20 protein-coding genes are annotated in these 20,413 nt (G+C 68.5%); 10 read left to right on the top strand and 10 right to left on the bottom strand.

From position 1 onward, the window contains the following. Positions 1 to 88: 88 nt before the first annotated feature. Together ABE438_RS19080 and ABE438_RS19075 are read right to left on the bottom strand one after the other, a co-directional pair. The gene (locus ABE438_RS19080; RefSeq protein ID WP_346504259.1) at positions 89 to 742 is read right to left on the bottom strand and encodes an RraA family protein; all 654 of its coding nucleotides are present in this window, start codon (positions 740 to 742) and stop codon (positions 89 to 91) included. Positions 743 to 775: 33 nt separating this feature from the next. Continuing rightward, positions 776 to 2,497: an IlvD/Edd family dehydratase gene (locus ABE438_RS19075; RefSeq protein ID WP_346504258.1), complete on the bottom strand. Its 1,722-nt coding sequence runs from the start codon at positions 2,495 to 2,497 to the stop codon at positions 776 to 778. A gap of 232 nt (positions 2,498 to 2,729) precedes the next feature. Between ABE438_RS19075 and ABE438_RS19070 the strand changes: the two genes are divergently transcribed. After that, positions 2,730 to 3,590, top strand: a complete 861-nt coding sequence (locus tag ABE438_RS19070; RefSeq protein WP_346504257.1) for an amidohydrolase family protein — start codon at positions 2,730 to 2,732, stop codon at positions 3,588 to 3,590. 31 nt (positions 3,591 to 3,621) lie between these two features. Here ABE438_RS19070 and ABE438_RS19065 read toward each other — a convergent pair whose 3' ends face one another. The 6 genes from ABE438_RS19065 to ABE438_RS19040 form a co-directional block, all read right to left on the bottom strand. Next, the gene (locus tag ABE438_RS19065) at positions 3,622 to 4,668 is read right to left on the bottom strand and encodes a LacI family DNA-binding transcriptional regulator (protein ID WP_346504256.1); all 1,047 of its coding nucleotides are present in this window, start codon (positions 4,666 to 4,668) and stop codon (positions 3,622 to 3,624) included. A 109-nt stretch (positions 4,669 to 4,777) separates the two neighbouring features. Continuing rightward, on the bottom strand, positions 4,778 to 6,490 hold the full coding sequence (locus ABE438_RS19060; protein ID WP_346504255.1) for a methyl-accepting chemotaxis protein: 1,713 nt from the start codon (positions 6,488 to 6,490) through the stop codon (positions 4,778 to 4,780). Between the two features lie 168 nt (positions 6,491 to 6,658). Next, positions 6,659 to 7,867 (bottom strand): ABC transporter substrate-binding protein, encoded by a 1,209-nt coding sequence (locus ABE438_RS19055; protein WP_346504254.1) that lies wholly within the window; start codon positions 7,865 to 7,867, stop codon positions 6,659 to 6,661. 55 nt (positions 7,868 to 7,922) lie between these two features. After that, positions 7,923 to 8,942 carry an SMP-30/gluconolactonase/LRE family protein gene (locus tag ABE438_RS19050; RefSeq protein ID WP_346504253.1) on the bottom strand — a complete coding sequence of 340 codons (1,020 nt, stop codon included), beginning with the start codon at positions 8,940 to 8,942 and terminating at the stop codon, positions 7,923 to 7,925. A gap of 11 nt (positions 8,943 to 8,953) precedes the next feature. Further along, complete coding sequence (gene kce, locus ABE438_RS19045; protein ID WP_346504252.1) at positions 8,954 to 9,880, bottom strand: 3,5-dioxohexanoate:acetyl-CoA acetone transferase; 927 nt, start codon at positions 9,878 to 9,880, stop codon at positions 8,954 to 8,956. 25 nt (positions 9,881 to 9,905) lie between these two features. Further along, entirely contained in the window at positions 9,906 to 10,688 is a 783-nt protein-coding gene (locus ABE438_RS19040) for a cyclase family protein (protein ID WP_346504251.1), read from the bottom strand. A 133-nt stretch (positions 10,689 to 10,821) separates the two neighbouring features. Between ABE438_RS19040 and ABE438_RS19035 the strand changes: the two genes are divergently transcribed. Then, positions 10,822 to 11,460 (top strand): TetR/AcrR family transcriptional regulator, encoded by a 639-nt coding sequence (locus tag ABE438_RS19035; protein WP_346504250.1) that lies wholly within the window; start codon positions 10,822 to 10,824, stop codon positions 11,458 to 11,460. Between the two features lie 14 nt (positions 11,461 to 11,474). On the opposite strand, the gene ABE438_RS19030 is transcribed toward ABE438_RS19035, so the two are convergent. After that, complete coding sequence (locus ABE438_RS19030; protein ID WP_346504249.1) at positions 11,475 to 11,945, bottom strand: MarR family winged helix-turn-helix transcriptional regulator; 471 nt, start codon at positions 11,943 to 11,945, stop codon at positions 11,475 to 11,477. Between the two features lie 138 nt (positions 11,946 to 12,083). Here ABE438_RS19030 and ABE438_RS19025 point away from each other — a divergent pair, with 138 nt between their 5' ends. Together ABE438_RS19025 and ABE438_RS19020 are read left to right on the top strand one after the other, a co-directional pair. Beyond that, positions 12,084 to 12,869, top strand: a complete 786-nt coding sequence (locus ABE438_RS19025; RefSeq protein ID WP_346504248.1) for an alpha/beta fold hydrolase — start codon at positions 12,084 to 12,086, stop codon at positions 12,867 to 12,869. A gap of 108 nt (positions 12,870 to 12,977) precedes the next feature. Next, positions 12,978 to 13,706 (top strand): hypothetical protein, encoded by a 729-nt coding sequence (locus ABE438_RS19020; RefSeq protein WP_346504247.1) that lies wholly within the window; start codon positions 12,978 to 12,980, stop codon positions 13,704 to 13,706. Between the two features lie 13 nt (positions 13,707 to 13,719). On the opposite strand, the gene ABE438_RS19015 is transcribed toward ABE438_RS19020, so the two are convergent. Beyond that, the gene (locus ABE438_RS19015) at positions 13,720 to 14,310 is read right to left on the bottom strand and encodes a helix-turn-helix domain-containing protein (RefSeq protein ID WP_346504246.1); all 591 of its coding nucleotides are present in this window, start codon (positions 14,308 to 14,310) and stop codon (positions 13,720 to 13,722) included. A 332-nt stretch (positions 14,311 to 14,642) separates the two neighbouring features. Between ABE438_RS19015 and ABE438_RS19010 the strand changes: the two genes are divergently transcribed. The 6 genes from ABE438_RS19010 to ABE438_RS18985 all read left to right on the top strand — a co-directional run bounded on the left by ABE438_RS19010 (position 14,643) and on the right by ABE438_RS18985 (position 20,400). Further along, the gene (locus ABE438_RS19010; protein WP_346504245.1) at positions 14,643 to 16,259 is read left to right on the top strand and encodes an ABC transporter substrate-binding protein; all 1,617 of its coding nucleotides are present in this window, start codon (positions 14,643 to 14,645) and stop codon (positions 16,257 to 16,259) included. Between the two features lie 58 nt (positions 16,260 to 16,317). Then, positions 16,318 to 17,316 (top strand): ABC transporter permease, encoded by a 999-nt coding sequence (locus ABE438_RS19005; RefSeq protein ID WP_346504244.1) that lies wholly within the window; start codon positions 16,318 to 16,320, stop codon positions 17,314 to 17,316. A gap of 64 nt (positions 17,317 to 17,380) precedes the next feature. After that, positions 17,381 to 18,154 carry an ABC transporter permease gene (locus ABE438_RS19000; protein ID WP_346504243.1) on the top strand — a complete coding sequence of 258 codons (774 nt, stop codon included), beginning with the start codon at positions 17,381 to 17,383 and terminating at the stop codon, positions 18,152 to 18,154. Continuing rightward, positions 18,154 to 19,140 carry an ABC transporter ATP-binding protein gene (locus ABE438_RS18995; protein ID WP_346504242.1) on the top strand — a complete coding sequence of 329 codons (987 nt, stop codon included), beginning with the start codon at positions 18,154 to 18,156 and terminating at the stop codon, positions 19,138 to 19,140. The genes ABE438_RS19000 and ABE438_RS18995 overlap by 1 nt, the downstream gene beginning before the upstream one ends. 2 nt (positions 19,141 to 19,142) lie before the next feature. Next, the gene (locus ABE438_RS18990) at positions 19,143 to 20,105 is read left to right on the top strand and encodes an ABC transporter ATP-binding protein (RefSeq protein ID WP_346504241.1); all 963 of its coding nucleotides are present in this window, start codon (positions 19,143 to 19,145) and stop codon (positions 20,103 to 20,105) included. A gap of 43 nt (positions 20,106 to 20,148) precedes the next feature. Then, the gene (locus ABE438_RS18985) at positions 20,149 to 20,400 is read left to right on the top strand and encodes a hypothetical protein (protein ID WP_346504240.1); all 252 of its coding nucleotides are present in this window, start codon (positions 20,149 to 20,151) and stop codon (positions 20,398 to 20,400) included. Positions 20,401 to 20,413 lie beyond the last annotated feature (13 nt).

Here is a 20,413-nt window from a genome sequence, read left to right as displayed (position 1 = left end):
GGGCGGCGTGGTTAATTCTCTACTGGACCACACCCACGGGGCGGCCGGCCCGGCCCACCCGCCCGGCCCCCCCGCCGGGTTCGTATCCTCAGAGCACGCCGTGGCGGGCGTAGACGTCGCGCAGATAGTCGCCGGCGCGCAGCTCGGCCATGGTGTGGTCCTCGCTGTCGATCTTGTCGAAGGCGACGGCGAGCACCTGGGCCTCGACCTCGCGCGGGATCACCACGACGCCGTCGGCGTCGCCGATGACGAGGTCGCCGCTCTTGACCCGCACGCCGCCGCAGATCACCGGCACGTCGATCGCCATGATCTGGCCGCGGCCCTTGGAGTCGAGCGGGGCGATGCCGCCATGGAAGACCGGCAGCTTGAGTTCGCGGATGGTCTTCACGTCACGCACGAACCCGTCGGTGATGCAGCCGGCGGCGCCGCGGACATGGGTGGCGGTGCTGAGCAGCCCGCCCCAGGGCGCGATGCGCGAGGAGCCGCCGCAGGCCAGAACGGCCACTTCGCCCGGCTTGAGATCGTCGACGAGCTTGATCTCGAGCTCGTAGGGATTCACGTTCTCCTCGACATAGGCGACCTCCATATACATGCCGGTGCGCGCGCGGGCGCAGAGCACGAGGTTGTCGTCGAGCGGACGGATCGAGGCCGGCATCGCCTGGTTGGTGATGCCGCAGGCGTCGAGCGAATCCGAGACGACGGAGGAGAAGAGCTTCTCCCAGTTGGCGGGCAGCCCGGTCATGATGAGTCTCCTTGGACGTGGGGTGTGGTTGGATCAGGCCGATTTGTCCGGCACGGGGTGGCCGCTGGCGCCGATCAGGAAACCGAAATCGACGCCGCGATCGGCCTGCAGCACGTTGTCGATGAACATGCGGCCGTAGCCGCGCTCGAAATGCGGCTCGCGCGGCCTCCAGGCGGCGCGGCGGCGCTCCATCTCCGCGTCGGAGATGTCGAGATGGAGACGGCGCGCGGCGACGTCGAGCTCGATCATGTCACCGTCGCGCACCAGCGCCAGCGGGCCGCCGACCGCCGCTTCCGGCGCGACATGCAGCACGACGGTGCCGAAGGCGGTGCCGCTCATGCGCGAATCGGAGATGCGGACCATGTCGGTCACGCCCTGTTCGAGCAGCTTGCGCGGCAGGACGAGATTGCCGACCTCGGGCATGCCCGGATAGCCGATCGGCCCGCCATTCTTCAGCACCATCACGCTCGTGGCCTCGATGGCGAGATCGGGATCGTCGATCCGCGCCTTGAAGTCCTTCATGTCCTCGAAGACCACGGCGCGGCCGCGATGCTTCATCAGCGCGGGCGAGGCGGCAGACGGCTTGATCACCGCGCCGCCCGGCGCGAGGTTGCCGCGCAGCACCGCGATGCCGCCCTGGTCCTTGAAGGGCGCGTCCAGCGTGCGGATGACGTCGCGGTCGAAGCATTCGGCGGTCTCGACCTGGGCCGCGATGGTCCGGCCCGAGACGGTCATCGCCTCGCAGTTGAGCAGCGGCAGCACCTCGCGCATCAGCGCCGGCAGGCCGCCCGCATAGTAGAAATCCTCCATCAGGTACTGGCCCGACGGCATCAGGTTGAGCAGGCAGGGCACCTCGCGCCCCAGCCGGTCCCAGTCGTCCAGGGTGAGGTCGACGCCGAGCCGGCCGGCCAGCGCGATCAGATGGACGACCGCGTTGGTCGAGCCGCCGATGGCGCCGTTGACGATGATCGCGTTCTCCAGCGCCGCCTTGGTGACGATCTGCGACATGCGGACATCGTCCTTGACCAGATCGACGATGCGCCGGCCGGCGGCCTCGGCCAGCGCGGCGCGGCGGCTGTCGACGGCCGGGGTGGCGGCGTTCTGCACCAGGGCGATGCCCATGGCCTCGCTGAGCGAGGCCATGGTGGAGGCGGTGCCCATCGTCATGCAGGAGCCGGCGGAGCGGCTGTTGCCGGCCTCGAGATCGAGGAACTCCGAGGTGGTCATCTTGCCGGTCTGCAGCGCCTCGGCATAGCGGATGACGTCGGTGCCGGAGCCGAGCTGCTTGCCGCGATAGCGTCCGTTGAGCATCGGCCCGCCGGAGACCAGGATGGTCGGCAGGTCGACGCTGGCGGCGCCCATCAGCAGCGCCGGCGTGGTCTTGTCGCAGCCCGCCAGCAGGATGACGCCGTCGATCGGGTTGGCGCGCAGCGTCTCCTCGACATCCATGCTGACCTGGTTGCGGTACATCATGGCGGTGGGGCGCACGAGCGTCTCGCCGAGGCTCATCACCGGGAATTCCAGCGGCAGGCCGCCGGCGACGAGCACGCCGCGGCGGACATGCTCGGCCAGGCCGCGCAGATGGCCGTTGCAGGGCGTCAGCTCGGACCAGGTGTTGCAGATGCCGATGACCGGGCGGCCGTCGAACATGTCGGGCGGCGTGCCCTGGTTGCGCATCCAGCTGCGGGCATAGAAGCCGTATTTGTCCGGCGTGCCGAACCATTGCGTGCTGCGGAGCTTGCGCTTCTCGGTCACCGGGACGCCCCCTGTTTGCGGCGCATATAACGATACATGTAAGCGTTACAGAGGCTCCGGCGAGCTGTCAATCGGGCTAGCAGGTCCGAGCGGCACCGGGCATGCCGACCGGCGTGCGGATCGTCGATCAACGCTTGACAGCCGGCCGCACCTGCCGTGTATCGATAAATCAGGCGCCCGGCGTCCCGCTCAGCAGACGCATCGCTCTCTCGCCCGCGCTCCGGAGGCTACGATGATTGTCGATTGTCATGTCAACGTGTTCGACGAATCCCAGACCACCCCGCTCTTCCACAGCCTGACGCCCGGCTCGCGCCCCGGCGCGATGGGGCTGGCGGCGGATGCCGACACGCTGCACGCCGCGATGCAGGGCGTCGACAAGGCGATCATCTTCTCTCTGCGCTACAAGGATGCGATCGGCGTCGACGGCGACGACGAGGTCACGGCGCGCGCCGTGCGCAAATATCCCGACAAGTTCATCGGCTTCGCCGCGGTCGACCCGCGCATGCCGAACTGCATGGACCTGCTGGTGCACGCCATCGAAGATCTCGGCCTGAAGGGTGCCAAGTTCGGGCCGATCTACAACGGCGTCTCGCTGCTCGATCCGCGGCTGGTGCCGGTCTACGAGTATCTTCAGAAGAACAACCTGCCGCTGACGATGCATATGGGCACGACCTTCGGCGCCAATGCACCGGTGCAATACGGCAGGCCGCTCGACGTCGACACCATCGCCATGCGCTATCCCGACCTGAAGATGATCATGGCCCATATGGGCCATCCCTGGCACGAGGAGTGCATCATCGTCGCCCGCAAGCAGCCCAATGTCTATTGCGAGGTCTCGGCGCTGCACTACCGGCCCTGGCAGTTCTACAACACGCTGGTCTGCGCCCAGGAATACCTGATCACCGAGCGGCCGAAGATCTTCTGGGGCACCGACTTCCCCTGGACCACGGTCGAGGAATCGCTGGAAGGCCTGCGCAACATCAACGCGCAGGTCGAGGGCACGAAGCTGCCGCGCGTCGCCCAGACCACGATCGACCGGATCATCCATTCCAACCCGCTCGAGCATTGGTGGCACGGCGGCTATCCCGGCTGAGCGGCCTCGCGCCGGGGAGGGCGCCTGCGGCTCAGGTGGTCTCCCCCGGCGCCAGCTGCACCGGGAAGACGACCTCGCGCACCGGAAACGCGCCGGTCTCGAAGCGCTGGAGCATCAGTTCCGCCGCCTTCGCCCCCATGTCATAGGCCGGCGACAGCACCGTGGTCAGCAGCGGCGAGGCGTAGCGGCGCGATTCGAAGCCGTTGAAGCCGGTGACGCGGACCTCGGCGGGGATAGCCACATCACGCGCCTTGAGCAGCGCCATCGAGCTGATCGCGATGCGGTCATTGGTGCCGACGATGGCGTCGGGCATCGGATGGTTCTCGAGATAGGCGGCGAGCACCACCTGCACCGCGTCGAAATCCTCGCCCGCGGCCTGGATCACGTCGACGGTCGGGCTGTTGCCGGCATCCGCCAGCGCCTGCCGGAAGCCGACCACGCGCTGCTCGATCGCCGGCCATTGCTGCTGCGGCGTGACGATCAGGTAGGATTGCAGCCGCCGGGCCGCGAGATGGTCGGCGATCAGGCGGCCGCCGCCGGCGTCGTCCTGCCGGACGATGCAAACATCGGCAGTCGGCGGCGCCACAACCTCCTGCAGCAGCACCACCGGCTGGTCGAGCCTGACCAGTTCCGCGACGATCTCGGCCCGGCGTGTCTCCGGTCCGGAGAGGATCACGCAGAAGCCGTCGACGGCGAAATTGCGGATCAGCACCGACTTGCTGAACTGCGATTGCGAGATGCCGTGCACGGTCAGCGTATGGTCGTGCCGGCTCAGCACATTGCTCAGCCCGGCGACGACATGCGCGTTGAAATGGTCGGAGAGGAAGGAGGCCGCCTCGTCGACGATGACGATGCCGACCGAGCGGCGATGCGAGACGCGCAGGCTGCGGGCGTGCTGCTGGATGCGGTAGTTCAGCCGGTCGATCTCGCGCTCGACGATCTTGCGGGTGCGCTCGCTGACGAACTGGTGCTTGCCGTTCAGGACGTTCGAGACGGTCATCGGCGAGACGCGGGCGGCGGCGGCGACGTCCTTGATCGTTACACGCTGGGTCTTGGCCGGCTTGCGCTCTTTCGCCATCACTGCCCTCCGACGGATCTTCCGAGCCTCCATTGGGACTTATGCGGAGGTTTGTCACCTGCGAAAGCCGAAGGCGGCGCGCGGCCGGACGCCGCGCGCCTGTCGCGGGTCAGGCGGCGAGCGGGCGCCCGTGCGACGGCCGTTCGGCCAGGACGGTGAATTGCTCGACCAGCTCCTGCAGGGACTCGGTGGCCTGCTGCAGCTCGGCGGCGACCGCGGCGCTCTGGTCGGCCATGGCGGAATTGCGCTGGGTCATCTCGTCCATGTGCGCCACGACCTTGGCGACCTCCTCGATGCCGTGGGCCTGCTCCTGGGAGGCACTGCGGATGTCGCCCAGCGAGGTCGCGACGCTGGTCGAGGAGGTGACGATCTCGGAGAGCGCCGTGCCGGCCTCCTTGACCAGCTTCACCCCGCCGGCGACCTGTGCGGTCGAGTTGAGGATCAGCGTCGAGATGTCCTTTGCCGCGGCGCTGGAGCGCTGGGCCAGGGTGCGCACCTCGGAGGCGACGACGGCGAAGCCCTTGCCGGCGTCGCCGGCCCGCGCCGCCTCGACCGCGGCATTCAATGCCAGCAGGTTGGTCTGGAAGGCGATGTCGTCGATCACCCGGATGATGGCGCCGATATCGCCCGAAGCCTTCTCGATCCGCTCCATCGCCATGACGGCGTCGGTGACGATGCCGCCGCCGCGACTGGCGATCTCGTTGGCGGTCGAGCCGAGGCGCGCGGCCTCGGTGGCACGCTGGAAGCTCTCCTTGACCGAGGCCGCCAGCTCTTCGGTGGTGGCGGCAGTCTCCTCGAGCGAGGCCGCCTGCTCCTCGGTGCGCTGGGCGAGGTCCCGGCTCTCGCTGCCGATGCGGCGCGAGCCCGCAGTGATGCGCGCCGAGATGCCGCCGACCGCCGCGATCACGGTGGTGAAGGAGTCGAGCAGGGCGTTGATGCCGGAGCAGAGCTCGCGAATCTGGCCGGCCTTGCCGTCGAGGGCGATGCGCCGCGTCAGGTCCTTCGCCTGCGTCGCGGCGATGACCTGGCGCGACTCGTCCACGGCGGCCGCCAGCGCGTCGGCGGCCTGCTTGCCGTCGGTGATGTCGGTGGCGTACTCCACCACCTTGTAGGGCCGGCCGAACGGATCGAGGATCGGGTTGTAGGTCGCCTGGATCCAGACATGGCGCCCGCCCTTGCCGATGCGCAGATACTGGTTCTCGTCGTATTCCCCGCGGGCGAGCTTCTGCCAGAAGCGGGCATAGGCCGGGCTGTCGCGCTCGGCCGGCGCCACGAACATCGAATGGTGGCGGCCGACGATCTCGGCGCTGGTGTAGCCGAGCGCTGCGAGAAACTTGTCGTTGGCGTCGAGGATGGTGCCGTCGAGGCCGAACTCGATCACGGCCTGCGCCTTCCGGATCGCGGCGAGCTGGCCTTCCGCGTTGGAGACCGCCTCCTTGATGCGGGTGATGTCGGTCGCGTACTTGATCACCTTGAACGGCTTCGAGCCATCGGTGCCGCAGATCGGCGTATAGGTGGCCTGCAGCCAGATGCGCCGCCCGCCCTTGCCGATGCGCGGGAACTCGGCCTGGAAGGCCTTGCCGGCCTTGAGCTCGGCCCAGAAGCGCTGATAGGCGGCCGCGCTGCGCTCCTCCTCGGGCACGAACAGGGAGTGATGCCGGCCGACGATCTCGGCGCGGTCATAGCCGACCGTTGTGAGGAAGAGGTCGTTGGCATCGAGGATGGTGCCGTCGAGGTCGAACTCGATCACGGCCTGCCATCGCCGGATCGAGGAGGCTTCCGCCGTAGCCTGCAGTCTGGTCTTGCCGAAGAACGTCATCATGCAGGCTCCTCGCCCGTCTCGCGCCGCGAGCCACGATCAGTCGTTCGGTTTGATTACCAAAGTCTTGCAGGCGGTTCGGGCGGCCGGGGGGGCGATCGGCGCGCCCCCTGGCCGCCCGGGGAAGGGGAAGGGGCTGCATGCCTTCGGCAGCCCCGTCCGTCCCGTGCCTCAGCGCTTGATCGCCGGGCAGGCGCTCTGGCTGAGCGGTCGGAAGGCCTCGTCGCCCGGGATGGTGGCGACGAGGTCGTAGAGATCCCAGTCGCTCTTGGATTCGGCCGGCTTCTTGGCGCGGAAGACGTAGAAATCATGGACCATGCGGCCGTCCTCGCGCAGCTTGGCGTTGCGGACGACCTCGTCCTCGATCGGAACCTCGCGCATCTTGGCGATCACCGTCTTGGCCTCGTCCGACTTCGCCGCGACGACCGCCTTCAGATAGTGCCGCACCGAGGAATAGACGCCGGCCTGGATCGCGGACGGCATGGCGCCGTGCCTGGCCTTGAAGCGCTCCGAGAAGGCGCGGGTGCCGTCGTCGAGGTTCCAGTAGAAGCCTTCGGTCAGCACGGTGTCCTGCGCGGTGGCGAGGCCGACGCTCTTCACGTCGGTCGCGGTGAGGAAGAAGGCGACCAGCTTCTGCTTGTCCTGGCCGATGCCGAAATCGCGCGCCGTCTTGATGCCGGCCACGGTATCGCCGCCGGCATTGGCGAGCGCGATATAATCGGCGCCCGAGCCCTGCGCGGTCAGGAGCTGCGAGGAGAGATCGACCGCCGGGAAGGCGTGGCGCACCGAGCCGAGATAGCTGCCGCCCTTGGCAGTGACCAGCGTCTTGGCGTCGGCCTCGAGCTGGTGACCCAGCGCGTAGTCGGCGGTAACCAGATACCATTTGGTGCCGGGCTTGGTCAGGTAGTTGGCGATACCGGCGACCTGGACATAGGTGTCCCACATCCACTGGACGATGTGCTCGGGATGGCAGGCGTCGCCGGTCAGCCTCGCGGTGCCGCCGGGGAAGAGGCCGACGCGGTTCTTCTCCTTGAGCAGCGGCGGGATGGCGAGCTGCAGCGAGGCGTTCGACATGTCGGCGAGCACGTCGACGCCCTGCCGGTCGATCCATTCGCGCGCGATGGTCGAGCCGACATCGGGCTTGTTCTGGTGGTCGGCCGAGATGACCTCGACCTTCAGCCCGACGCATTCGGCCTTCATGCAGTCCTCGACCGCCATCTGGGCGGCGATGACCGAGCCCTTGCCGGTGATGTCGGCATAGACGCCGGACATGTCGGTCAGCACGCCGACCTTGACGACGCCGCCGGAGATCTCGGCCTGGGCCGCGCCGGCGAGGCAGAGCGCCGAGACGCCGGCGAGCGCTGAGATGAAGCGTTTCATGATACCTCCCGAAATTGTTCTGTGTGATTGCGTGAACGGGGCCGAAGCGGCCGGGCTACCAGTGCACCATGGGCAGGCCGGCGACCGGAGAGCGGAAAAAGGGGATACGGGTGCCCTTCAGGCTGCCGACATAGACCGTGCGCAGGTCGGGCCCGCCGAAGGTGATGCTGGCGCACCAGGGCGCGATGGTACCGCCGCAGGCCAACATCAGCTCCGGTGTCGCCGCGTCGCGGTCGAAGGCCGCGAGGAAGGCCTTGCCGGCCGCGCTGCCCTTGTCGTCGTCGAGCAGGATGCGCAGCTCGCCCTCGGGCGTGATCGCGAAGATGCGGTCGGTGAAGACATGCGTGCCCCAGAGATTGCCATGGGCGTCGAAGGCGATGCCGTCGATGCAGGCGCCGTGGTCCTCGGGGCCGAAGGTCTGGCGATCGGTCAGGCTGCCGTCGGGCTGGACGCGCAGCCGCGTCACCTTCCGGGCGCAGGTCTCGGCGACGTAGAGCCAGTCCTCGGTGGCATCGAGGCGGATCTCGTTGGTGAAGGCGAAGCCGTCGGCGACGATGCGCAGCCGCCCCTGCTCGTAGAGCGCGACATAGCCGTCGGCGACATGCGGGCCGATCGCCTGCATCCAGTTGCGGGTGCGGGTCGAGATCGTCAGCCAGATTCGGTCGCGGCTGTCGCGCAGCACGAAGTTGACCTTGCCGATCGGCTGCCCGTCCAGCGTGTCGGCCAGCACCGAGGTCACGCCGTCGCGCGTCATCCGCTCGAGCCGGTCGGTGCCGAAATTCGAGATCAGGATGTCGCCGTTGCGGGCGAAGGCCAGGCCGTTCGGCAGGGTGCCGGAGACGAAGCGCGCCTCCTCGTCGGTGGCGTCGGCGAAGCCGCGGCTCGCGGTCTGGCTGATCAGCGCCTGGGTGCCGTCCGGGCGGATATGGACGACGCCGCCGCGCGCATCGGCCGCCCAGAGCGAGCCGTCGCGCTCGGCCAGGATGCATTCGGGCCGCTGCAGGCCCTCTCCGACATAGGCGATGGAAGCGGGATCGACGGTGAAGCCGTCGAGCGGGTTGGGCCGGGCAGCCATCTGCGCCTCCGCTAGAAGTTGACGCGGTCGCCGCCCTTGAGGCCGAGCATGGCGCGGGCCTCGGCGGGGGTGGCGATCTCGTGGCCGAGTTCCTCGACGATGCGGCGGATCTTGGCGACCTGCTCGGCATTCGAGGTGGCGAGCTTGCCACGGCCGATGAACAGGCTGTCCTCGAGCCCGACGCGGACATTGCCGCCCAGCATCGCGGCCTGGGTGCAGAAGGCCATCTGGTTGCGTCCGGCGGCGAGCACCGACCAGTGATATTCCTTGCCGAACAGCTTGTCGGCGGTGCGCTTCATGAACATCAGATTGTCGAGATCGGCGCCGATGCCGCCAAGGATCCCGAAGATCAGCTGCAGGAAAACCGGCGGCTTGAACCAGCCGCGGTCGAGGCAGTGCGCCAGGTTGTAGAGATGGCCGACATCGTAGCACTCGTGCTCGAACTTGGTGCCGTGGCCCTCGCCGAGCAGCTTGTAGATGCGCTCGATGTCGCCGAAGGTGTTGCGGAAGATGAAGTCCTTGGTGCCGGCGAGATAGGGCTGCTCCCAGGGATGCTTCCAGTCGCTGTACTTCTCCGCCAGCGGATGCAGCGCGAAGTTCATCGAGCCCATGTTGAGCGAGCACATTTCGGGCGCCGCCTGGAGCGGCGCGGCGAGGCGCTCCTCCACCGTCATGGTCAGTCCGCCGCCGGTGGTGATGTTCACCACCGCGTCGGTCGCCTGCTTGATGCGCGGCAGGAACTGCATGAACACCGCCGGATCCGGAGTCGGGCGGCCGTCTTTGGGATCGCGCGCGTGCAGGTGCAGGATGGCGGCGCCGGCTTCGGCCGCGGCGATCGCCTGCTCGGCGATCTGGTCGGGCGTGATCGGCAGGTGCTCGGACATGGTCGGCGTGTGGATGCCGCCGGTGACCGCGCAGGTGATGATGACCTTGCTCATGGATAGGGTCCCTCGCTCGTCTGGTTCAAGCCGGCAGGATGGCGACCGCACGGGTCCAGCCGGCCGAGCCGTTGCGGACCTTCACGGGCAGGCAGCTGATCACGAAGCCGGTGGCCGGCAGGGCTTCGAGATTGTGCAGCTTCTCGATCTGGCAGTAGCCGGCCTCGCGGCCGGCCTTGTGGCCTTCCCAGATCAGCGAGGCGTCGCCAGTCTCGGCGAAGCGCCGGGCGGTGTGGCTGAAGGGGGCGTCCCAGCTCCAGCCGTCGGTGCCGACCACCTTGATGCCCTGTCGCACCAGATGCAGCGTCGCCTCGCGGCCGAAGCCGCAGCCGGAATGGATATAGTCGGCCTCGCCATAGCGGGCGCCGGCGCGGGTGTTGACCACGACGATCTCTAGCGGGCTGAGGCGATGGCCGATGCGCTCCAGCTCGGCGTCGATCTCGGCCGGCGTCACGACATGGCCGTCCGGAAGATGGCGGAAATCGAGCTTCACGCCCGGCTGCAGGAACCAGTCGAGCGGGCAGGCGTCGATGGTCAGCGCCGGGGCGCCACCATCCTGCGTCGGGTGGTAGTGCCAGGGCGCATCGACATGCGTGCCGTTATGGGTGGAGATCGTGGCGAGCTCGACCGCCCAGCCCATGCCGTCCGGCAGTTGCTCCGGCTTCAGGCCCGGGAAGGCGGCGGCGATGTCGCGCGCGGTGCCCTCATGCGTGCTGTAGTCGATCCGCACCCGCTGGAACGGCGGATCGGCCGGCACGTCGTTTTCGAGCGGGATCGAGATGTCGACGAGGCGCCCGATGGGCAGCATGGCGGTTTCCTCCTAACGTCTCGGCGCGCTTCGGCGGCGCAGATTTGGACGAACGTCCGACCAATAGCCTAGGATGGACTTTCTGGTAAGAGGCAAATCGGCGCGGGCAGGGGCGTCGCGCAGGAGGGGATCGATGACAGTGGCGCCGACGCGCGAGCGCATTCTCGACGCAGCCGAGCGGACCTTCGCCGAACGGGGCGGAGCAGACGGTGCCTCTATGCGCGATCTCGCGGCCGCCGCCGAGGTCCGCCTCTCGCAGCTCAGCTATTATTTCGGCTCGAAGGAAGCGCTCTACCGCGCCGTCTTCGCTCGCCGGGCCGAGGCGCTGGCGCAGGCCCGCGGCGATGCGCTCGCCGCGGCGATGGCGGCGCCCATCCGCGAGATCGAGGCGGTGGTCGAGGCCTTCATCGGCCCGTCCGTGCGCCAGCGCTTCGCCGAGGGCGTCCAGGGCGCGGCCTTCGCGATGATGACGGCGCGCGAGGCGGTCGATCCGCGCGAATCGGCGCGCGGCGTGCTGGCCGACCATTTCGACCCGACGGCGACAGATTTCCTCGCCGCCTTCGCGACGCTCTACCCGCGAGCGCCGCGCGGCGCGCTGGTCGACGCCTATCTCTTCATGGTCGGCGCGCTGGTGATGACCATGGCCGCCAGCGACCGCGCCGCCCGCCTCGACGCGGAGCGCGACGGGCTCTCCGCCCCTGCCCGGGCCGAGCGCCTGCTCGCCCGGCTGACGCGCTTCTGCGCGGCCGGCATCGAGCGCCTGCTGGCCTGACCGGCCGCCGCGGCTCAGGCCGGCGTCGCCCAGCCGCCGATCCGGCTATAGATCGCATCGCGCAGCTCCCGGACCTCGGCGTTGAGATCGCCGAGCGCGCCCGGCCCCTGCCCGGAGGCGCCGAGCAGGGCGTTGCCCAGGCAGCCGGCCTTCGCCCGGATGGCGCGGCCTTCCTCCGTCAGCCCGACGACGACCTGGCGTTCGTTCTGCGGATTGCGGGTGCGCGTCACCAGCCCGGCCGCCTCGAGCCGCTTCAGTAGCGGGGTCAGCGTGCTGGACTCCAGGGCCAGCCGCTCGGCGATGGCGCCGACCGTCTGCCCGTCTGCGGCCCAGAGCACGTTGAGCACGAGATATTGCGGGTAGGTCAGGCCGAGCGTGTCGAGAAGCGGCTTGTACAGGCGCTGGATCGCGATCCCCGCCGAGTACAGCGCGTAGCAGAGCTGGTCATCCAGCGCCGGCGGCGGGGTCTGGGGGGCTTCGGTCATGGCGGCTCTCCTTGCATCCCAGATAGCGGGTCTGCCGCAAAAAACAATATCGCGATAAATATCGCTTAACGCCGCAATCGGGCTCAAGCAGAAAGATATCGCGATAACTGATTTCGAGATATCAAAGGGAGCCCAGCCATGAACCCCGTCAGCAAGAGCCTGTTCGTCGCCTCCGCCGCCGCCGTCCTTGGTCTCCAGCCGGCCCGTGCCGCCGAGCCGATTCCCGCCAACCAGTCGGTCCGCAACGTCGTCCTCGTCCACGGCGCCTTCGCCGACGGCTCGGGCTGGCGCGGCGTGCACCAGCGGCTGACGCGGCAGGGCTACCGCGTCACCATCGTGCAGAATCCGCTGACCTCGCTGGAAGACGACGTCGCCGCGACCAAGCGCGCGCTCGACCGCCAGGACGGGCCGACCATCCTGGTCGGGCATTCCTGGGGCGGCACCGTGATCACCGAGGCGGGCGTTGACCCGAAGGTCGCCGGGCTGGTCTATGTCTCGGCCCTCTCGCCCGATGCCGGCGAGACCACGGCCCAGCAATATGACGGCTTCCCGCCCGCCACCCAATTCGTACTCGACAAGACCGGGGACGGCTTCGCCTTCGTGAATCGCGAGCGCTTCAAGGCGGGCTTCGCGCATGATGTCGGCGATGACGACCTCGCTCTGATGCGCGACTCGCAGGTGCCGATCAATCTCGCGGCCTTCGGTACGAAGCTCGGCAACGCCGCCTGGCGCTCCCGCCCGAGCTGGGCGGTGATCGCGACCGAGGACAAGGCCTTCGACCACGCGATGCTCGACCACATGGCCAAGCGCATCGGCGCGAAGGTCACGAAGGTCTCGGCCAGCCATGCGCTGTTCATGACGCAGCCCGACGTGGTCGCCTCGGTCATCGACCAGGCGGCACGGGAAACCGCGGCGCGGCGCTGAGGCGATGCCATGCGGCCGGGACGACGCGTTGTCGCCCGGCCGCGGCTCGGATCGCGCGGCCGGACCGTGCTAAGGCTCCGCGGCTCGAATGTTGCGGGGCCTTATGTCATGCCGGTTCGCTTCTGGATCATCGCCTTCGCCCTTGCGGCCTGCGCCGGGCCGGCCGCAGCGACGCCGCCGGACATGGTCGAGATCCGCGACGAACTGTTCGGCGTCGGCCCCGGCGAGATCCTGGTGCTGCGGACCGTGACCGACAATCTCGGCAGCCATGTCAATTCGCTGTCCGGCACGGCGCTGGTCTCCATCGACGCCGCGACCGGGGCCGAGACGCTCTGGCCGGTCGGGCGCCACCGACTCCAGCCCGCCGACCCGGTGATCCCGGGCGAGAAGCCGCTGGCGATCCTGGCCGAGCCGCTCGAGGGCGCGCGCGATCCCTTCGCCATCCTGGCCGCACGTGGCGCCATGCCGGCCGTCGCCGCCGCGCGTCTCGCCGAGGAGGCGGCGCTCGCGGTCGAGCTCGGGCCGGAGGGCGCGATGGTCCGCCATGCCGACGGAGCCCGCTTCCGGCTGCCGGCCGAGCGGCTCTCCGCCGGGCTCGCCGAGGCGGCGGCGCGGATCGCCACTCTGGCACCGTCCTATCCGCGGGTGGGCGGGCTCAGCCTCTCCGATCTGCTCGACGGCGTCGCGTTCGCGCCCGAGGGCTGCACGCTGGCGCAGCCGCTGCGCATCCGCTTCCCCGCCGAGCTGCCGCCGATCCAGCTCGCGCGGGTGAGCTGCGGCACGGCCGATGACGATGTCAGGATCTCGCTGCTCCGGGTCATCCCGCCGGCGCCATGAGCCTGTCGCGCTCCTAGCCGACCTCGCTGGAGCGGATGATCCAGATCACCTTGGTCTCGGTCTCGGCGAGATTCTGGAAGGAATGCGGCTGGCGGCTGTCGAACTGGAAGGCGTCGCCCTCGGCGAGCAGATGGCTCTGCTCGCCGATGCGCAGCTCGATGCGGCCCTGCAGGACATAGCCGGCCTTCTCGCCGTTGCGGCGCCAGGGATCCGGGCCGGAGCCGCCGCCGACCGCGATCGACAGCATGAAGAACTCCATCTCCGGATGGCCTGGCGGCGAGAGCAGCTCCTTGGTCAGGCCGGTCTTGCTGAACAGCAGTGTCGAGCGCTGGCCCTGGCGGGTGACGGTGCCCTGCTCGGCATTGCGATCGGTATCGACGTCGAAGAAGCTCGCCAGCGGCACGCCGAGCGCGACGCGCAGCCGGTCGAGCAGCTTGAGTGAGGGCGAGGTGCGGCCGCGCTCGATATGGCTGAGCATCCCAACCGAGATCTGGCTGCGGGCCGACAGCGCGGCCAGGGTCAGCTCCCGCTCGATGCGCAGGTTGCGGATGCGCTCCCCCAGGCTGAGCAGAGTGGCGCTGTCGATGTCGTCGGCGTCGGACATGGAAACTCGGTCGGCGAGGGGGCGGTCGGCGATCGCGCGCCGCAGCACTTATAATCCAGATGAAATTTTTTGGCGAGGATGCCGGATCGCTCTTGCCAATTTATATCACGGTGATACGAATCTGGATGTCTTCCAGACTGCCCGGAGCGCGGAGGTGGGGAGAATTCGGCGATATCTGCCTCTATCGGGCGGATTTTGCGAAGTAGCGCCGCGGCCGGGTGGAAGAGGAGATGCGAGGGCGCGATCGAAAACCCCTCGGCGTTTTCTACAAATATGAAAATTCGCGGGGCCGACCGCAGTCGCTCGTCGGGCCGCCACAGAGGGGTTGAACCATGGCGAATGTCTCGATCACCCGCCGCCGTGCCGGTGCGCTGCTGCTGGGCACGGCGCTCGCCGCCATGCTGCCCCTCCCGGTCCTGGCCAATCCGCAGTCCGGCGGCACGCTGACGATCACCACCACGCCGGAGCCGGCTCTGATCACCAATGCGCTGAGCTCCGCGCCGACCACGGCCGAGCTCGCCACCAAGATCTTCGACGGCCTGCTCGAATACGACATGGACCTGAAGCCGGTGCCCTCGCTGGCCGAGAGCTGGACGATCAGCCCGGACGGCAAGACGATCACCTTCAAGCTGCGCGAGGGCGTGGTCTGGCATGACGGCAAGCCGTTCAGCAGCGCCGACGTGCAGTTCTCGCTGATGCAGGTGGTGAAGACGCATCACCCGCGCGGCCAGGGCAATCTCGGCCCGGTCACCTCGATCGACACGCCCGATGCGCGCACCGCCGTGTTCAACCTGGCGCATCCCTACCCGCCGCTGATGATGGGTCTGTCGAGCCTGGAGGCGCCGATCGTTCCGCGCCACATCTACGAGGGCACCGACTTCCGCAACAATCCGGCGGTCAACAAGCCGATCGGCACCGGGCCGTTCAAGTTCGCGCGCTGGGAGAAGGGCAACTTCATCCAGCTCGACCGCAACGAGAACTACTGGCGCCCGGGCCGCCCCTATCTCGACCGCGTGATCTTCCGCTTCATCGCGGATTCGGCGACCCGCGCTGCCGGCGTCGAGCGCGGCGAGATCGATGTCGCGACCTTCGGCACGATCAACCCGGTCGAGATGCGCCGGCTTGAGAAGCTGCCGAACATCACCATCGCCAAGGGCGGCTACGAGGCCATCGCGCCGACGATGATGCTGGAGCTGAACAATCAGCGCCCGCCTTTCAACGACAAGCGCGTGCGCCTGGCGGTGGCCTATGCGCTCGACCGGCAGTTCATCACCAAGAACATCTGGTACGGCTTCGGCAAGCCGGCGACCGGGCCGATCTCCTCGGTGCTGAAGAGCGCCGGCGCCTTCACCGACCAGGACGTGCTGCGCTTCGACGTCAAGGACCGGCTCGAGATCGCCAACAAGCTGCTCGACGAGGCGGGGCTGAAGCGCGGCGCAAATGGCATGCGCGTCAAGATCGTCCACGATCCCGCGCCGTTCGGCGAGGACTGGCGGCGCATGGGCGAGTACATCAAGCAGGCGCTGACCCGCGTCGGCATCGAGGTCGAGCTGCGCAACCGCGACTACCCGTCCTTCGTGCGCCAGGTCCACAACGAGTATGATTTCGACATGACCTCGACCTGGTCGATCGGCATGGCGGACCCGACGCTCGGCGTGCAGCGCCAGACCTGGTCGAAGACGATCAACCGCAATGTGCCCTTCGGCAACACGGCCCAGTACAGCAATCCCGAGGTCGACACGCTTTGGGAGGCGGCCCAGACCGAGACCGACGTCGCCAAGCGCAACGAGATCTTCCACAAGCTCCAGCGCCAGCTCGTCGCCGACAGCCCGCTGATCTGGCTGATGGAGATGGACCTGGTCGCCGTGCAGAACAGGCGCGTGCAGGACCTGATCACCTCGCCGCTCGGCATTCGCGGCGGGCTCTACGACACCTGGCTGCAGCGCTGAGGCCGGCCCGCGGGGCGTGGTCCGCCACGCCCCCTTCCATCACCCGCGAGGACCGTCCATGTGGATCGCACGGGGCAAGTACATCCTGGATCGGCTGATCCGGGGTCTGCCGATCGTATTGGCCATCGTGGTGGTCAACTTCTTCCTGATCCGGCTGGCGCCGGGCGACGCCGCGCAGGTGCTGGCCGGCGAAGCGGGCGCTGCCAGCGAGCAATACATGGAGCAGATCCGGCGCCAGTTCGGCCTGGATCAGCCGCTCTACATCCAGTTCTTCAGCTACATGAAGAACATCGCGGTCTTCGACCTTGGCTATTCGTTCCGGCACAACCGTGCGGTCTCGGGGCTGATCTTCGAGCGGCTCGGCGCCACCGCGCTGCTGATGACGGCGGCGATGGTGATCTCGGTCTCGCTCGGCATCCTGCTCGGCGCGATCGCCGCGATCCGTGACCGCACTCTGATCAGCCATCTGATCACGATCTTCGCGGTGGTCTCCTATGCGACGCCGCTGTTCTGGATCGGGCTGATGTTCATCATCGTCTTCTCGATCCATCTCGGCTGGTTCCCGACCAGCGGCATCATCACGGTCGGCGCCGACTATACCGGCTGGCGGGCGGCGCTGGACGTGCTGCACCATCTCGTCCTGCCGGCGCTGGCGCTCTCATGCTTCTATGTCGCGCTCTACACCCGGCTGATGCGCGCCTCGATGCTGGAGACGCTGGGGCAGGACTTCATCAAGACCGCCCGCGCCAAGGGCCTCGGCGACCGCAAGATCGTGGTCAGGCACGCGCTGCGCAACGCCATCCTGCCGGTGCTGACCATGGCCGGCGTGCAGGTCTCGGCGATGCTGGGCGGCTCGGTGATCATCGAATCCGTCTTCGGTTGGCCGGGGCTCGGGCTGCTCGCCTTCGAATCCCTCTTCGCCCGCGACCTCAACCTGCTGCTCGGGATCTTCTTCCTGAGCTCGATCCTGGTGGTGGTCACCAACGCCGTCGTCGACGTCATCTACACGATCGTCGATCCGCGCATCGAACTGAAGCGGAAGCAGGCCCATGGCTGACGCAGCGCCCCGCCGCCCGAGCATAATCGGGCGCCTGCTCCGGAGCCCGAGCGGCGCCTGCGGCATGCTCCTCCTGACCGGCGTCGTCGCGCTCGCCGTCGCCGCGCCCTGGCTCTATCCGGACGGGCCGTTCGAGATGGTCGGTGCGCCGTTCAGCCCGCCGCTGGAGGAGTTCCCGCTCGGCACCGACATGCTGGGGCGCGACATCGCCGCCGGCATCGCCTATGGCGCGCGGATCTCGCTCCTGGTCGGGGCGGTGGCGACGCTGTTCATCGTGGTGCTGGGCACGGTGATCGGCGGGACGGCCGGCTATTATGGCGGCCGCATCGATTCCGCCGTGATGCGCATCACCGAGTTCTTCCAGACGATCCCGACCTTCATCGGCGCCATCGTCATCGTCGCGATCATGGGGCCGACCCTGCCCAACGTGATCGGCGCGATCGCCATCGTCTCCTGGGCGCCGCTGGCGCGGCTGGTGCGGGCCGAGGTGATCGCGGTGAAGAATCGCGAGTTCACCGCCGCCTGCCTGGCGCTCGGCATGAGCGACCTGCGCATCATGCTCGTGCAGATCCTGCCCAACGTGCTCTCGACCATCGTCGTCGCCGGCTCGCTGATGGTCGCCACCGCGATCCTGTTCGAATCGGGGCTGTCCTTCCTCGGGCTCGGCGACCCCAACGTGATGACCTGGGGCTTCATGATCGGGGCGGGCCGCGCGGCGATCCGCACCGCCTGGTGGATGGTCACGCTGCCTGGCCTGGCGGTCCTGCTCACGGTGCTGGCGATCAACCTGGTCGGCGATGCCCTGAACGAAGCGCTCAACCCGAGGCTGAAACGCTGATGGCGACCGAGAACCTGCTGACGGTCGAGGCAATCCGGACCGAGTTCCGCTCGCCGCGGGGCGCCTGGTTCCCCGTGGTCGACATGGTCGACCTCACGGTGGCGGCCGGCGAGACGCTGGCGGTGGTCGGCGAGTCCGGCTGCGGGAAGAGCATGCTGGCGCACTCGATCATGCGGCTCCTGCCGCCCCGGATCGCCCGTTCCGGCGGCGGGCGGGTGCTGCTGGAGGGGCGCGACCTGCTGGCGCTCTCCGAGCCGCAGATGCGCGGCGTCCGCGGCAAGGACGTCTCGATGATCTTCCAGGAGCCGATGACCAGCCTCAACCCGCTGATGCCGGTGGGGCGCCAGATCGTCGAGAGCATCCTGGAGCATGACGGCTGCAGCCGGGCCGACGCCGACCGGCGCGGGCTCGAGCTGATGGAGCTGGTCGGCATCCCGGAGGCGCGCGCCCGCTTCGACCAGTATCCTCACCATCTCTCCGGCGGCATGCGCCAGCGCATCGTCATCGCGATCGCGCTGGCCTGCCGGCCGAAGGTGCTGATCGCCGACGAGCCGACTACCGCGCTCGACGTCACTATCCAGGCGCAGGTGCTCGCCCTGATCGACCGGCTCAAGCGCGAGCTCGGCATGGGGGTGATCCTGATCACCCACGATCTCGGCGTCGTCGCCGAATGGGCGCAGCGCGTCATGGTGATGTATGCCGGGCGCAAGGTCGAGGAGGCGGATGCCGAGAGCTTCTTCGGCGGGCCGAAGCATCCCTACAGCCGCGCCCTGCTGGCGAGCGTGCCGCGTCCCGAGGACGTGATGAGCGGCGTCGTGCGGCCGCTGGTCGAGATCCCCGGCACCGTGCCGCCCATGGACCGGCTCGGCGAGGGCTGCACCTTCTACGAGCGCTGCGACCGGCGCAGCGACGCCTGCCGGATCGCGCCCCCCATGCTGAAGCGCAGCGGCGCCAGCGTCGTCGCCTGCATCCATTCGGAGGCCTGACGATGTCGCTCCTCTCGGTCGAAAAGCTCGTCAAGCACCACCGCACCGCCTCCGGCACCGTCCGGGCGGTCGACGATATCAGCTTCGCGGTCCAGCCCGGCGAGACGCTGGCGCTGGTCGGCGAATCCGGCTGCGGCAAGTCCACCCTCGGGCGCACGATCATGCGCCTTCACGAGCCCGATGCCGGCGCGATCGTCTTCAAGGGCCGCGACATCGCCCATCTGTCGCGCCGCGAGATGCGTCCGGTCCGGCGCGACATCCAGATGGTGTTCCAGGACCCTTACGCCTCGCTGAACCCGCGGCGAACCATCCGCCAGATCCTGACCGAGCCCTATTCGGTGCACGGGATCGGCAACGCCGCCGAGCGCGCGGCCAGCGTCTCCGAGCTGATCGCCAAGGTCGGGCTGCATCCCGACCACGCCAACCGCTACCCGCACGAGCTCTCGGGCGGCCAGCGCCAGCGCATCGCCATCGCCCGGGCCATCGCGCTGGAGCCGAGCCTCGTGGTCTGCGACGAGCCGGTCTCGGCGCTCGACGTCTCGATCCAGGCGCAGATCATCAACCTGCTGCGGCACCTGCAGGGGCTGAGCGGCGCGGCGTATCTCTTCATCTCCCACGATCTCTCGGTCGTCGGCTATCTCGCCGACCGGATCGCGGTCATGTATCTCGGCGAGATCATCGAGATCGCTCCCAAGAAGGCGCTCTGGCAGGAGCCGCTGCACCCCTACACCCAGGCCCTGTTCTCGGCGATTGCCGAGCCGCTGCCGCCGAGCGTCCCGCGCCGCAAGCGCATCGAGATGATCGGCGAGATCCCGAGCCCGATGAAGCCGCCGTCCGGCTGCCGCTTCCACACCCGCTGCCCGCTCGCCATGCCGAAATGCCGCGAAGTGGCGCCGCCGCTGCGCGCGGTCGCCGGCGATGCCGGCCGGCAGGTCGCCTGCCATCTCGTATCCGACCCCAGCTGACCGGCCGCATCGGCCCGACCGCCTCACCAACCGGAGACCACCCATGTACATCACGGCCCGCATCAAGGCGGACAAGATCTTCCACGGCTACGACGAGGCGCTCGCGCCGGTGATCACCGATCATGCGCCGCGCGACTATGTCGAGAAGGTCATCAAGCTCGACCGCATCCTGTCCTTCACCGACAAGTACATCTTCATCGAATGCCCGCACGACACGGTGCAGACCTGGGAGTACGAGGGCGGCCTCGAGGACATCAAGCAGAAGCTCAACGACGCCAAGCTGCTGATCGGCTGACGCCTCCGGGAGG

It is taken from the genome of Allobosea sp. TWI1241, assembly GCF_039673065.1.
GTDB lineage: Bacteria > Pseudomonadota > Alphaproteobacteria > Rhizobiales > Beijerinckiaceae > Allobosea.
Note: the sequence above shows the minus strand (reverse complement) of the source record. Positions and strands in the feature narration are given on the sequence as shown.